Annotated in this window: 15 protein-coding genes; 10 read left to right on the forward strand and 5 right to left on the reverse strand. The window is 74.0% G+C overall.

Translation table 11 applies throughout. From position 1 onward, the window contains the following. Positions 1-919 precede the first annotated feature (919 nt). Together ACI79E_RS21985 and ctaC are read right to left on the reverse strand one after the other, a co-directional pair. Positions 920-1,321, reverse strand: coding sequence for a cytochrome c oxidase subunit 4 (locus tag ACI79E_RS21985; RefSeq protein ID WP_456934710.1), 402 nt, complete (start codon positions 1,319-1,321; stop codon positions 920-922). Positions 1,322-1,366: 45 nt separating this feature from the next. Further along, positions 1,367-2,236, reverse strand: a complete 870-nt coding sequence (gene ctaC, locus ACI79E_RS21990; RefSeq protein ID WP_456934711.1) for an aa3-type cytochrome oxidase subunit II — start codon at positions 2,234-2,236, stop codon at positions 1,367-1,369. A 263-nt stretch (positions 2,237-2,499) separates the two neighbouring features. On the opposite strand from ctaC, the gene ACI79E_RS21995 reads away from it, so the two are divergent. From ACI79E_RS21995 to asnB, 3 genes are read left to right on the forward strand one after another with little or no spacing between them, the layout of a single operon-like run. Further along, positions 2,500-2,865 carry a metalloprotease gene (locus tag ACI79E_RS21995; protein WP_456934712.1) on the forward strand — a complete coding sequence of 122 codons (366 nt, stop codon included), beginning with the start codon at positions 2,500-2,502 and terminating at the stop codon, positions 2,863-2,865. Next, on the forward strand, positions 2,855-3,229 hold the full coding sequence (locus tag ACI79E_RS22000) for a DUF3817 domain-containing protein (RefSeq protein ID WP_456934713.1): 375 nt from the start codon (positions 2,855-2,857) through the stop codon (positions 3,227-3,229). Before ACI79E_RS21995 ends, ACI79E_RS22000 begins: the two co-directional genes overlap by 11 nt. A 56-nt stretch (positions 3,230-3,285) precedes the next feature. After that, on the forward strand, positions 3,286-5,220 hold the full coding sequence (gene asnB / locus ACI79E_RS22005) for an asparagine synthase (glutamine-hydrolyzing) (protein WP_456934714.1): 1,935 nt from the start codon (positions 3,286-3,288) through the stop codon (positions 5,218-5,220). Between the two features lie 102 nt (positions 5,221-5,322). Here asnB and ACI79E_RS22010 read toward each other — a convergent pair whose 3' ends face one another. Next, entirely contained in the window at positions 5,323-5,670 is a 348-nt protein-coding gene (locus tag ACI79E_RS22010) for a HesB/IscA family protein (protein ID WP_456852290.1), read from the reverse strand. A 146-nt stretch (positions 5,671-5,816) separates the two neighbouring features. Here ACI79E_RS22010 and ACI79E_RS22015 point away from each other — a divergent pair, with 146 nt between their 5' ends. Both ACI79E_RS22015 and ACI79E_RS22020 read left to right on the forward strand, forming a co-directional pair. Next, a complete protein-coding gene (locus tag ACI79E_RS22015) occupies positions 5,817-6,425 on the forward strand; it encodes a DUF3043 domain-containing protein (protein ID WP_456934715.1) in 609 nt (202 codons plus the stop codon). Between the two features lie 73 nt (positions 6,426-6,498). Beyond that, on the forward strand, positions 6,499-7,482 hold the full coding sequence (locus tag ACI79E_RS22020) for an aldo/keto reductase family protein (RefSeq protein ID WP_456934716.1): 984 nt from the start codon (positions 6,499-6,501) through the stop codon (positions 7,480-7,482). 37 nt (positions 7,483-7,519) lie between these two features. Here the strand turns inward: ACI79E_RS22020 and ACI79E_RS22025 are convergent, their stop codons facing one another. After that, entirely contained in the window at positions 7,520-7,732 is a 213-nt protein-coding gene (locus ACI79E_RS22025; RefSeq protein ID WP_456925766.1) for a hypothetical protein, read from the reverse strand. Between the two features lie 118 nt (positions 7,733-7,850). On the opposite strand from ACI79E_RS22025, the gene ACI79E_RS22030 reads away from it, so the two are divergent. The 4 genes from ACI79E_RS22030 to ACI79E_RS22045 are packed head-to-tail and all read left to right on the forward strand — an operon-like array spanning position 7,851 to position 10,147. After that, complete coding sequence (locus tag ACI79E_RS22030; RefSeq protein WP_456934717.1) at positions 7,851-8,288, forward strand: phage holin family protein; 438 nt, start codon at positions 7,851-7,853, stop codon at positions 8,286-8,288. Next, complete coding sequence (locus ACI79E_RS22035) at positions 8,285-8,737, forward strand: DUF3618 domain-containing protein (protein ID WP_456934718.1); 453 nt, start codon at positions 8,285-8,287, stop codon at positions 8,735-8,737. The genes ACI79E_RS22030 and ACI79E_RS22035 overlap by 4 nt, the downstream gene beginning before the upstream one ends. Then, complete coding sequence (locus ACI79E_RS22040) at positions 8,734-9,009, forward strand: DUF4235 domain-containing protein (RefSeq protein WP_456934719.1); 276 nt, start codon at positions 8,734-8,736, stop codon at positions 9,007-9,009. Before ACI79E_RS22035 ends, ACI79E_RS22040 begins: the two co-directional genes overlap by 4 nt. Position 9,010: 1 nt before the next feature. Continuing rightward, a complete protein-coding gene (locus tag ACI79E_RS22045) occupies positions 9,011-10,147 on the forward strand; it encodes a YihY/virulence factor BrkB family protein (protein ID WP_456934720.1) in 1,137 nt (378 codons plus the stop codon). 11 nt (positions 10,148-10,158) lie between these two features. Here the strand turns inward: ACI79E_RS22045 and gcvT are convergent, their stop codons facing one another. Next, complete coding sequence (gene gcvT, locus ACI79E_RS22050; RefSeq protein WP_456934721.1) at positions 10,159-11,277, reverse strand: glycine cleavage system aminomethyltransferase GcvT; 1,119 nt, start codon at positions 11,275-11,277, stop codon at positions 10,159-10,161. Between the two features lie 127 nt (positions 11,278-11,404). Here gcvT and ACI79E_RS22055 point away from each other — a divergent pair, with 127 nt between their 5' ends. Beyond that, positions 11,405-12,916: a leucyl aminopeptidase gene (locus ACI79E_RS22055; protein ID WP_456934722.1), complete on the forward strand. Its 1,512-nt coding sequence runs from the start codon at positions 11,405-11,407 to the stop codon at positions 12,914-12,916. Positions 12,917-13,073: the final 157 nt, after the last annotated feature.

Below are 13,073 nucleotides of genomic sequence, written 5' to 3' on the forward strand. Positions count from 1 at the left end.
ACCGGAGACCCGACACGCCCCCCCCCCCCCCCCCCCCCCCCCCCCCCCCCCCCCCCCCCCCCCCCCCCCCCCCCCCCCCCCCCCCCCCCCCCCCCCCCCCCCCCCCCCCCCCCCCACTCGTCTGTCGGCGCCCGCCCCCGCTGAGGCCCACCGGCGAGCCGGCCCCGACACACCGATGGCAGTGGGACGGGCGCGGACGCCGTCGGCGCCGCGGCCGCTGGTCACCCACCCTGCCGGTACCGCCGACCGCGCCGCGCGGGCCAGGACGGCACCGGCGCCCCGCTCCCCTCCCCGGTGCTGGGGGACGGGGAGCTGCTGCCCGCGCCGGCCGACGCGCCCATGGGCCTCCGACGGCACGCCCCACCGCACACCCGAGCTGCTCGGCCGCCACCGATGCCCTATCCGGACCGTCGCGCGACGAGCGGCCGTGCCGCCGCCGGCGGAGCGCTCGGCGCCCGTACCGCCTGCCGGCGACACCCGGCTGGACCGGATCCACGCCTCAGCCGGCACCGTCTGCCCTGCTCCCCGCCTCCGAGCGGGCCCTCCCGCCTGGACGGTGACCAGGTGCCGCGGGAGCCGCTGTGCGCCTTCCCCCGGCCTCAGCGCCGCGCCTGGACCGTCCATGGCCGGCCGGTGGCTCCTCGCCGGGCCGCGCGTGCCGGCCCACGCCGGGATCGGCCGTCCTCGTCGTCCCGACGGACCCGGCCCGACGGAGCCGGACCGACGACCGGGACGACGGGCGTGTCACGCCACCGCGACACCGGGCCCACGGCCGGCGACGGCCCCACGGCGTCCGCACGACCGTTCCAGGGGACAGCCGCCCGTCGCGGCGGCCGGCAGGGGCCCTGTGGCACCCGGGGAACGACGAGGGCCCCTCCCCGCAGTGGCGGGGAGGGGCCCTCTCGAGCAGCCGGACGGCTCAGCTGTGTGCGTTCTGCCCCACGTAGAACTCGAAGACCAGACCGCCGATGGTGACCAGGAGCGCGGCACCGGCGATGAGGATCAGCCACGGGTAGAAGAAGGCCAGGGCCACACCCATGAGGGCGGCCGACAGGGCGATCCCCAGCGGCCAGTAGCTGGCAGCCGGGAAGAACCCGAGCTCGCCGGCGCCGTCGGCGATGTCGGCGTCCTTGCGGTCCTCGGGGCGGGCGTCGATACGGCGGGAGACGAACCAGAAGAACCCACCGATGAGGAAGGTGAGCCCGCCGGAGAGCACCAGGGCCGTCGTGCCGATCGGCTCACGGGACCACACCCCGTAGACGACCGCCATCACGATGCAGAAGACCCCGATGGCGTTGAAGATGAGCGCTTCGACCTTCACGGCCGTTCCTCCTGCTGGGTGGTGGAGACCAGGTGGGACCGCATGTCAGCCATCGGCCCGCTGGGCGTCGTCGACGAGGTCCCAGGCCTGCGTGGTCTGCGGGTCCCCGGGCTGGCCGATGCTCTCCAGGGCGTCGAAGGTGCTCAGCCCCGACTCACGGGCGGCCAGGTAGTCGTCGTAGTCGTCCGGGGTGACCGCGCGGACCTCGAAGTTCATGTACGCGTGGTAGGTCCCGCACAGCTCGGCGCAGCGGCCGACGAAGGCGCCCTCCTCGCGGACGGTCACCTCGAAGACGTTGTCGCGGTCGTTCTCGTTGCCGGGGATGACGTCGAGCTTGAACAGGAACTCGGGCACCCAGAACGAGTGGATGACGTCGGCGGAGGCCACCTCGAACCGCACCGTCTCGTCGGTCGGGACGACGAGGATCGGGATCTCCTCGCTGGTGCCCACGGTGTTCACCGGTTCACCGTCGGCGCCCGTGGTCTCGGGGTAGACGAACTGCCAGTTCCACTTGAAGGCGTTGACCGCGATGGTGGTGTCGGGGTCCTCGCTGCGGTCCATGACCTTGTTCTGCGTCACCACGGTGAAGAAGAACAGGCCGGCGATGATGAGGAACGGGATGATCGTGTAGACGATCTCCAACGGCAGGTTGTACGCCGTCTGCTTCGGCAGCTCCTCCGAGCGCTTCCGGTGACGCACCACCGACCACAGGATCAGGGCCCACACGCCGATGCCGACGAGCAGCGCCGCGATGACCGACCAGATCCACAGGTCGCGCATCGCGTAGGCCTCGTCGGTGATCCCGTCGGGCCACCCCCAGCGCCAGAACTCGTTGTTGGGCGTGCACCCGGTGAGGGTGACGGCCCCCAGGAGACCGAGCGCGGCGACCCGCGCGAGCCTGCTGCCTCGAGCCACTGCTCGCTGCCTCCTCGTCCTCCGCCCGGACCTCCCGGGCGGTCCTCCGGCACGCCGCCCACCGGTTCCGGCGGACGGCTGCTGTGCCGACCACAGTCTGGGGCGAGACTAGCCGACCCCGCACGGCGGCCGACCACCGGAGACGGAGCCCCGGCGGGTCGCGGCCGGGACCCCCGCGATCGGCGTCCCGGTGTCCGTCCCGCGAGGTGAGCCGCCTCACCGGGAACCCCGCCCGCGGGGGCGCGCCGGTTACAGTCGAGGCCGTGTTCACCCGGTTGCTGACCCCCAGGTGGGTGCTCGCGCACCTGCTGGTGGCGGCACTGTTCGTCGCCACGTTCTTCCTGGGCTACTGGCAGCTCTCCAAGGCCGAGGCCGGCGGCGGTGCGGTGAACTGGAGCTACGCCCTGCAGTGGCCCCTGTACGGCTTCATGGGCCTGTGGTTCTACGTGCGCATGTGCCGCGAGGAGCTGAACCGGGACCCCGACGCCGACGAGCCGGGTGCCGACGTCGTTCTCTACCAGCGGCCGCGCATCGACACCACGGGCGACCCGGAGCTGGCTGCCTACAACGCCTACCTCGCCGAGCTGAACGAGAAGGCGCTGGGCCAGCGGAGCGACCGTGGCCGCTGAGCAGACCGGACGCACCAGCACCCTGCCCCGTGCCCTCGCCCGCCGCGTCGGGCAGGGCGTCCCCGCCGCACTGCTGCGCTACCGGGTGATGGCCTGGGTCGTGGGCGTGCTGCTGATCGCGCTGGTCCTGGTCGCCGTCCCGCTGAAGTACGCCGCCGACATCGACCAGCCGGTGGCCGTCATCGGCACCCTGCACGGCTGGCTCTACTTCATCTTCTTCCTGGTCGCCTGCGACCTGGCCCTGCGCGCGCGGTGGACCCTCAAGGGCGCCGTCCTCGTGCTGGTCGCGGGCACCGTCCCGATCCTGTCCTTCGTGGCCGAGCGGATCGCCACCCGCAAGACCCGCGCCGGCGAGCGCGTCTGACCCCGTCCCGGCTCCGCGAGCCGGGACACGAACCGACCCCCGGAGACCTGCGCCTCATGTGCGGCCTGCTGGCTTACCTGTCCACCGACGCCGACCGGGTCGGCGACTCCCACGTCTCCGGCGTGCAGGAGGCGCTGCACTGCCTGCACCACCGCGGTCCGGACGACACCGCCGTCTGGGCGGACTCCCGGGTCGTCCTGGGCTTCAACCGGCTGTCGATCATCGACGTCGAGGGCAGCCCCCAGCCCCTCCCCTACGCAGGTGACCGGTACCGGATCCTGTTCAACGGGGAGATCTACAACTACCTGGAGCTGCGCGAGGAGCTGGCCGCCGCCGGCGCCGAGCTGACCACGCACGGCGACACCGAGACGATCGTCGCCGGGTACCACCTGTGGGGCCAGGACGTCGTCACCAGGCTGCGCGGGATGTTCTCGTTCGTCATCTGGGACACCCGGACGCGGACGGCGTTCGGCGCCCGCGACCCCTTCGGCATCAAGCCGCTGTTCGTCGCGCGCCTGGCCGACGGGGGCCTGGTCTTCAGCTCCGAGAAGAAGGCCGTGCTGGAGATGCTCGGCGGCAGCGACGCCGCCGGCGGGGTCGACCCCGCCTCCCTGCAGCACTACCTCACCCTCCAGTACGTGCCGGAGCCGGCGACCCTGCACCGCGGCATCCGGCGCATCGAGAGCGGCACCAGCTTCACCGTGGTGGACGGCGAGCTGCACACCCAGCGGTACTTCCACCCCACCTTCCGGCCGCAGCCGGTGGCGGCGGGCCGGGAGCAGGAGCTCTACGACCGGATCGCGGCGGCGCTCGACGAGTCGGTGGCCAAGCACATGCGCGCCGACGTCACCGTCGGCTCGTTCCTCTCCAGCGGCATCGACTCCACCGCCATCGCCGCCCTCGCCCACCGCTACAACCCCGACCTCATGACCTTCACGGTCGGCTTCCAGCGGGAGTCCACCTCGGAGGTGGACATCGCCGCGGAGTCCGCGCGGACCCTCGGCGTCCGGCACGTGCCGGTGGAGATCACCGCCGAGCAGTTCGCCGAGGTCATCCCCGAGGTGGTCTGGTACCTCGACGACCCCGTCGCCGACCCCGCGCTGGTGCCCCTGTACTTCGTCGCCCGCGAGGCCCGCAAGCACGTGAAGGTGGTGCTCTCCGGCGAGGGGGCCGACGAGCTGTTCGGCGGCTACACCATCTACCGGGAGCCGCTGAGCCTGGCGTGGGCCGAGCGGGTCCCGCGGTTCGGCAAGCGCGCGATGGCGGCGCTGTCCGACCGGCTGCCCGAGGGGATGCGCGGCAAGGACCTGCTGCGCCGGGCCTCGATCCCGCTCGAGGAGCGCTACTACGGCAACGCGCGGAACTTCTCCGGCGCCGAGCTGGCCCGGCTGATGCGGGGGCACGACGCCGACCTGTCCCACGTCACCGTGACCGAGGACCTCTACCGGCGCGCCCGCGAGGCCGGCTACGACGACGTCACGGCCATGCAATACGTCGACCTGTTCACCTGGCTGCGGGGCGACATCCTGGTCAAGGCCGACAAGATGACCATGGCCAACTCGCTGGAGCTGCGGGTTCCCTTCCTCGACCCCGAGGTGTTCGCGCTGGCCAGCACCATCCCGCTGGACCAGCGGGTGCCCCGCGGCAGCGACGCCACGAAGTACGCGCTGCGGCGGGCGATGGAGCAGATCGTGCCGCCGTCGATCCTGCACCGGCGCAAGCTGGGCTTCCCCGTGCCGACGGCGGACTTCCTCGCCGGGCCGCTGCACCAGTGGGCCCGCGACATCGTCACCGAGAGCCAGACCGACGAGTGGCTCGACCGGGGGCACGTGCTGACCCTGCTCGACCGGCTGCGGGACGCCGAGGTGCCGAGCAAGCGCACCGCACGTCAGGTGTGGGAGGTGCTGGTCTTCATGGTCTGGCACGGCATCTTCGTCGAGGAGCGGGTCAAGCCCGTCATCCCGGAGACGGTCTACCCCGTCAAGCTCTGAGCACGACAGCGCCCCGGCCCTCCGCGGAGGACCGGGGCGCTGTCGTGTGGCCCCCTGCCGGGCCCCACCGCGAGCTCGCGCGGTGGGGGCAGGGGTCCCTCCTCAGTGGAAGGAGTCGCCGCAGGCGCAGGAGCCCTGCGCGTTGGGGTTGTCGATCGTGAAGCCCTGCTTCTCGATGGTGTCGACGAAGTCGATGACCGCGCCGCCGAGGTAGGGGGTGCTCATCCGGTCGACGATGACCTCGACCCCACCGAACTCGAAGGTCTGGTCGCCGTCGAGGAACCGCTCGTCGAAGAAGAGCTGGTAGCGGAGGCCCGAGCAGCCGCCGGGCTGGACGGCGATGCGCAGCCGCAGGTCGTCGCGGCCCTCCTGGTCCAGCAGGGCCTTCACCTTGGCGGCAGCGGGCTCGCTGAGGACGACGCCGGTCGCTGCGGTGTCCTGCACCGTCATGTCTGTAGTCCTCCCACGTTCGAGGGTGCCTGGAGCGGCACGTCCTGATCCAGGCCAACACCGCCGGAGCGGGTCCTCTTCCACTGTACGGCCGCCGTCCGTGCGGAGGCGGGGGAACGGGCCAGGTCACACGTAGACTCGGGGGCGTGAAGTTCCGTCTGCCCGGGCGCCGCGACCGCGCCGAGGCCGCTCCCGCCAGCGACGCCGACCTGACCGCGCAGCTGGTCAAGGCCGGCGGCAAGGGCCGCCCCACGCCCAAGCGCAGCGAGGCCCAGGGCCGCCGTCCCGGGCCTCCCCCGCCGCCGCCGACCACCCGCAAGGAGGCCTACAAGCGGATGCGGGAGCAGCAGGCGAGCACCCGCGGGGCGGCCCGCGCCGGCGCCCTGGCCGGCGACGACAGCTACCTGCCCGCCCGTGACCGCGGCCCGGTGCGCAAGCTCGTGCGCGACGTCGTCGACGCGCGACGCAACGCCGGCAGCTTCTTCCTCGTGGTGGCCGCGCTCGTGCTCGTCGGGTACTTCATCCCCAGCCCGGCGGTGCAGAGCTACACCGTGTTCCTGTGGTTCCTGTTCTTCCTCGTGATCATCGGCGACTCCGTCTTCCTGGGCCGGCGCATCAAGCGCACGGTGCTCGAGCGCTTCCCCGGTCAGGAGCACAAGATGCGTGGGCTCATCTGGTACGGCGTCAGCCGGTCCACGATGGTCCGCCGCTGGCGGTTCCCGAAGCCCGAGGTGGCACTGGGCGCCGAGGTCTGAGCAAGGCCCCCTGCCCCCCACCACTGGCAGGCTCGCGGCGGGACCCTGCAGGGGGCCGATAGCGTCCGGGTCCGTGGAATTCCGACGACTCGGCCGCTCCGGCCTGACCATCTCCGCGATCGCCTACGGCAACTGGCTCACCCACGGCAGCCAGGTCGAGGAGGACGCCGCCCACGCCTGCGTGCGGGCCGCCCTCGACGCGGGCATCACCACCTTCGACACCGCCGACGTGTACGCCGGCACCAAGGCCGAGTCCGTGCTCGGCCGCGCCCTGGCCGGCCAGCGCCGGGAGGGCCTGGAGGTCTTCACCAAGGTCTACTGGCCCACCGGCCCGGGTCAGAACGACCGCGGCCTGTCCCGCAAGCACGTCATCGAGAGCTGCCACGCCTCCCTGCGCCGGCTGCAGACCGACTACGTCGACCTCTACCAGGCCCACCGCTACGACCCGACGGTGCCGCTCGAGGAGACGATGACCGCCTTCGCCGACCTCGTGCGGGCGGGCAAGGTGCTCTACATCGGCGTCTCGGAGTGGCGGGCCGAGGAGATCGCGGCCGGTGCCGCGCTCGCCCGCGACCTCGGCGTCCAGCTGATCAGCAACCAGCCGCAGTACTCCATGCTGTGGCGGGTCATCGAGGACGAGGTCGTCCCCACCTCCGAGAAGGAGGGGCTGTCGCAGATCGTGTGGTCCCCGCTGGCCCAGGGCGTGCTCACCGGCAAGTACCTGCCGGGCCAGCAGCCCCCGGCCGACAGCCGTGGCGGTCACGCCGAGGTCGGCGGTTCCATGCAGCGGTTCCTCCGCGACGACGTCCTCACCCGGGTGCAGGAGCTGCGGCCGATCGCCGCGGACCTCGGCCTGTCGATGGCGCAGCTCGCGGTGGCCTGGGTGCTGCAGAACCCCAACGTCTCCGCCGCGATCATCGGCGCCAGCCGCCCCGAGCAGGTCCAGGACAACGTCCAGGCCGCCGGGGTGACCCTCGACGCCGACGTCCTCCGGCGGATCGACGCGGCCCTCGGTGACGTCGTCGAGCGGGACCCCGCCAAGACCTCCCGCGGCTGAGCGAGGGCCGGGGCGGACGACCGGTCGACCGCCCCGGCTACGTCGCGGCCAGCCCCATGGGCCCGTAGACCTCGTCCTCGCCGTCGAAGAGCCGCACCGTGGCCACCCCGCGCTCGAGCAGCACCCGCCAGTGCTCACCCAGCCACGACTCGGCGTCGCCCTGGTTGTCGGTCTCCGGGACCTCGACACCGACCGACGCCGGGTCCACCTCCGCCCCCGAGGGGTCCTCCAGTCGCCAGTACCAGCTCATGGCGCCGAGGCTAGTGGCCACCGGGGCCGTGCCCGGAGTGTGACCCGACCCTGGTTACCCGGGCGATCATCGGGGGCATGTGAGGTCATCGACAGTCCCTCTCCGGACCGGAGGACCGATGACCCAGCCCACCGCGGGCGCGAGCCGAGCCCCCGCACCACCCCCCGCGCCGGAGGACGCCTCGACCGGGCAGCTGGTCGGCCAGCTGACCGAGCAGATCTCCCGGCTCGTCCGGGACGAGGCCCGGCTGGCCCAGGCCGAGATGACGCAGAAGGCCAAGCGGCTGGGCACCGGCGCCGGCCTGTTCGGCGGTGCCGGTCTGCTGGCGTTCCTGGGCCTGGCCACCCTGGTCGCCACCGCCATCCTGCTGCTGGACCTCGCGCTGCCGGCGTGGGTGGCCGCCCTCGTCGTCACCGTCGTCCTCTTCCTCGTCGCGGGCGTGCTCGCCCTGGTCGGCAAGAAGGACGTGGAGAAGGGGACCCCGCCGGTGCCCACCGAGGCGATCGCCAGCACCAAGGCCGACATCGCGACGCTGAAGGAGAGTGCCCGCCGGTGAGCACCTCGAGCAGCAACAGCAGCGGCGGCCCGGCCGGCGACGGCACCCCGAAGGACCCCGACGCGATCAAGGCCGAGATCGAGGCCACCCGCGAACAGCTCAGCCGCACCGTCGACGAGCTGTCGCACCGGCTCGACGTGCCGGCCCGCGCCAAGGAGAGCGCGTTCCGCGCGCGCGACACCGCCGTGGAGACCTACCGGGAGAGCCCCCCGGCCGTCGTGGGCGCCGGCGCGGGCCTGGCCGCGCTCGTCGGGCTGCTGGTGTGGCGCCGCCGCACCCGGTACCGGCGGGTGGCGGCGCGCGAGGCCAAGCGGTCGGCGAAGGCCGCGGCCGCCCGCCGGGCCGCCGCCGAGAAGGCCGCCCGCACCTCGGCGGCGAAGGCCGCGAAGCGAGCCCGCCGGGCCGCCAGGACGACGAGGGCCCGCCGGGCCGCGAGGAGGACGAAGTGAGCAGCAAGGGAGCCAAACTCGCCTACCGCCCCATCGGTCTGCTCGGGGGCATCCTCGCCGGCACCGTGTCGGGTGCGGTCTTCAAGCAGGTGTGGAAGCGCGTGGCCGGCCGGGACGACGCCCCGGACGCGCTGCAGAGCGAGTACCCGATGTCGCAGGTCATCATCTCCGCGGCGCTGCAGGGCGCCATCTTCGCCGCCACCAAGGCCGCCATCGACCGGGCCGGCGCGCGCGGGTTCACCAAGCTGACCGGCAGCTGGCCGGGCGACTGACGTGTCGGGCACGCGCCACCACGACAGCGCCGTCGACCGCATCCGGGAGCGCGTCGAGGAGAAGGCGGCCCGGCGTGCGGCCGCCAAGGCCGCCGCCGGACGGGCGCCGCACCCGGACGGCGGGGGCCCCCCGCCCGGGGCCCCCAGTGAGCAGCAGCTGCCGGGCGTCACGGCGGACTCCCCCACCCAGATCCCCCTGCGGGGCTGGAAGCAGGTCGTCAAGCGGGCCTGGGCGGAGAACAAGGCCGACAACATGCCGATCATCGCCGGCGGGGTCGCCTTCTTCGGGTTCCTGGCGGTCTTCCCGGCGTTGATCGCCACCATCTCGATCTACGGCCTGGTCGCCTCTCCCGAGCAGGTGACCGCGCAGATCGAGTCGGTGTCCACGCAGCTCCCGGACAGCGCGCAGGACATCCTGGGCGAGCAGCTGACCTCGATCACCAGCAACAGCGGCGGCGCGCTGACCGTCGGGCTGATCGTCTCGATCCTCGCCGCGCTGTGGAGCGCCTCCGGCGGCGTGGGCAACCTGATCACCGCCGTGAACCTGGCCTACGACGAGGTGGAGACCCGCGGGTTCGTCCGGCTGCGGGCCACCTCCCTCGCGCTGACCCTCGGCGCGATCGTCTTCGTGCTGATCGCGTTCACCCTCGTCGCCGTCGTCCCGGCGGTGCTCGAGGACCTCCCGCTCGGCGTCGTCGGCACGGTGCTCGCCCAGGTGGTGCGCTGGGTGTTGCTGCTCGGGGTCTTCGCCGGCGGGCTGGCGGTGGTCTACCGGGTGGCGCCGGACCGTGACGCCCCGCAGCTGCGGTGGGTCAGCCTCGGCTCGATCGTCGTCACCGTCGTGTGGGCGCTGGTCAGCATCGGGTTCAGCTTCTACGTCGACAACTTCGGGTCCTACAACGAGACCTACGGGGCGATCGCCGGCGTCATCGTGCTGATGCTGTGGCTGTACCTCACCTGCTACCTGGTGCTGCTCGGCGCGGAGATCAACGCCGAGGCCGAGCACCAGACGGCGCGGGACACCACCTCCGGGGAGCCGCAGCCGATGGGTCAGCGCGACGCCGTGGTGGCCGACACGCTGCCCGACAAGCCCGAGCCGACCAAGGAGGACAAGGACCCCACCCGCAAGAACCGGTAGCGCTGGGGCGCTCAGCGCACGTGCGAGGGCACGAAGGGCGGCCGCACGACCTCCACGGCCTGCGGCCGCCCGCGCACGTCGACGGCGAGCTCGGCGCCCTCGGCCACCCCGGCGGCGGTGTCGAGCAGCGCGAGGGCGATCCCGGTCCGCAGGGACGGCGAGAACGTGCCGCTGGTGACCTCACCGACGCGGGCCCCGTCGGCGTCGAGGACCGCCATCCCCGGCCGCGGGATGCCCCGGCCGGTCGCGCGCAGCCCCCACAGCAGGCGGGCCGGGCCCCGCTCCTTCTCGGCCAGCAGCGCCTCCCGGCCCCAGAACGCCGGCTTGCGCCAGCCCACCGCCCACCCGGCGCGGGCCTGGCTGGGGGTGATGTCCGGGGAGAGCTCGTGCCCGTGCAGCGGGTAGCCCATCTCGGTGCGCAGGGTGTCGCGCGCACCGAGCCCGCACAGCCGCAGCCCCTCGTCCCGCCCCACGTCCACCAGCACGTCCCACAGCTCGCCGGCCTCGTCGGCCGGCACGAGCAGCTCGTAGCCGTGCTCGCCGGTGTAGCCGGTGCGGCACACGGTCGCCTCGGTGTGGCCGCCCCCGGTGCCGGTCACGAACGACATGTAGGGCAGCTCGCCGGGCAGGCCGAGGAAGGACAGGACCTGCGCCGAGCGCGGCCCCTGCACGGCGAGGACGGCGACCTCGGTGTGCCGGTCGGTGACGCTCACCCCGGGCGGTGCCGCGTCGGTCAGCCGCGCGACGACCTCGCTGGCGTTGGCGGCGTTGGGCACCAGCAGGACGTCGTCGGCGCCGTGCAGGTACACGATGAGGTCGTCGACCACCCCGCCGGCCCGCGGGTCGCCGTCGGGCAGGCAGCACATCGTGTACTGCGCCTGCCCCGGCCCGATGCGGGACAGGTCGTTGGTCAGGCACGAGTCGACGAACGCCGCGGCCCCGGGGCCCCGGACGGTGACCGTGCCCAGGTGCGAGACGTCGAACAGCCCCACCCCGGTGCGGACGGCGGCGTGCTCGGCGAGCACCCCGCCACCGGCGTACTCGATCGGCATCGTCCAGCCGCCGAAGTCGGCCAGCTTCGCGCCGGCCGCGAGGTGCCGCTCGTGCAGGGGCGAGGTCCGCGGGGTCACGGACGGCACGCTAGCGCCCGCCGCGGGCACCGCGCGGCCGCGTCGCAGGACCGGGCGGCCTCCTCGCAGGGGCCCGCGCCGGGCCTGCGGGGGGTGGAGGGAGAGGGTGCCCTTCTAGGATCGAGCGGTGCCGCCGACGATCACCGCCACCGACCGCCCCCTCGAGAAGCTCACCGCCGACGCCGTCGTCGTCGGCATCGGCAAGGGGCCCGACGGCCTGCTGCCCACGCCCGGCGCGGAGGCCGTCGACCGCCTCCTGGGCGGCCGCCTGCTGCCCGCCCTGGTCGACCTGGGCGCCAAGGGCGGCGAGGACGAGGTCACGCGGGTCGCCAGCCTCGGCCAGGGGCCGTTCCCGGTCGTCGCGGCCGTCGGTCTGGGCGCCCCCGAGGCGGCCGGCGGGTACGGCACCGAGGCGGTGCGCCGCGCCGCCGGGGCCGCCAGCCGCGCACTGGGCGGCCGCGGGTCGGTGGTCACCCTCCTGGCGGCCGTGGGCGGCACCCCCGACGCGGCGCGTCTGCACGGCGTCGGTGAGGGCAGCCTGCTGGGCGCCTACGAGTTCACCGCCTACAAGTCCGGCCTGACCGCCGACCGGCCCACGCCGCCGCGCGAGTTCACCGTCGTCGTGCCGGATGCCGGGGAGGCCCGCGCGCCGCTGGCCCGCGCCCGCGCCGTCGCCGACGCGGTGACGCTGGTGCGCGACCTGGTCAACACCCCGCCCAACGACCTGTACCCGGCCGAGCTCGCCGACCGCGGCGCCGCCGCCGGGAAGGCCGCCGGGCTCTCCGTCGAGGTCCTCGACGAGGACGAGCTCGCCGCCGGCGGCTACGGCGGCATCCTCGCCGTGGGCGGCGGTTCGGTGCGCAAGCCGCGCCTGCTGCGCCTGACCTACAAGGGCAGGAAGGCGCGCAAGAAGATCGCCCTGGTCGGCAAGGGCATCACCTTCGACAGCGGCGGGCTGTCGATCAAGCCGGCGCTGAAGATGGAGGACATGAAGAGCGACATGGCCGGCGCCGCTGCCGTGATCGCCACCGTGTGCCTGGTCGCGGAGCTGGAGCTGCCGGTCGAGGTGACCGCGACCGTCCCGATCGCCGAGAACCTGCCCAGCGGTACCGCCTACCGGCCGGCCGACGTGGTCACCTTCCGCAACGGCAAGAAGGCCGAGATCACCAACACCGACGCCGAGGGCCGCGTCGTCCTGGCCGACGCGATCGCCCGCGCCGCCGAGGACGGCCCCGACCACCTGCTGGAGACCTCGACCCTCACCGGCGCCCAGATGGTCGCCCTGGGGTCGCGCACCGCCGGCGTCATGGGCAGCGACGACCTGCGGGACGCCGTCGTGGCCGCGAGCCGGCGCAGCGGTGAGTCGATGTGGGCGATGCCGATGCCCGCGGAGCTGCGCAAGGGCCTGGACTCGCCGGTCGCCGACTTCGTCAACGCCAACGCCGACCGGATGGGCGGCATGCTCGTCGGTGCCCACTTCCTCGCCGAGTTCGTGCCGGCCGGCCTGCCGTGGGCGCACATCGACATCGCGGGGCCGAGCTACAACACCGGCGCCCCGTGGGGCTACACGCCCAAGGGCGGCACCGGCGTGCCCGTGCGGACCCTGCTGGCCACGATCGAGGACCTCATCGCGGAGTGACGTCGCGGGGGGGGGGGGGGGGGGGGGGGGGGGGGGGGGGGGGGGGGGGCGCGCGGGGGGGGCGGGGGGGGGGGGGGGGGGGGGGGGGGGGGGGGGGGGGGGGGGGGGGGGGGGGGGGGGGGGGGGGGGGGGGGGGGGGGGGGGGGGGCGCGGGGCG

The sequence above is a fragment of the Geodermatophilus sp. SYSU D00079 genome, assembly GCF_054050635.1.

Bases quoted from the DNA above. Each gene is read 5' to 3' on its own strand.
- ACI79E_RS22030 (WP_456934717.1), top strand. From the start codon at position 7,851: ATGACCCAGCCCACCGCGGGCGCGAGCCGAGCCCCCGCACCACCCCCC.
- ACI79E_RS22025 (WP_456925766.1), bottom strand. From the start codon at position 7,732: ATGAGCTGGTACTGGCGACTGGAGGACCCCTCGGGGGCGGAGGTGGAC.
- ACI79E_RS22010 (WP_456852290.1), bottom strand. From the start codon at position 5,670: ATGACGGTGCAGGACACCGCAGCGACCGGCGTCGTCCTCAGCGAGCCC.
- asnB (WP_456934714.1), top strand. From the start codon at position 3,286: ATGTGCGGCCTGCTGGCTTACCTGTCCACCGACGCCGACCGGGTCGGC.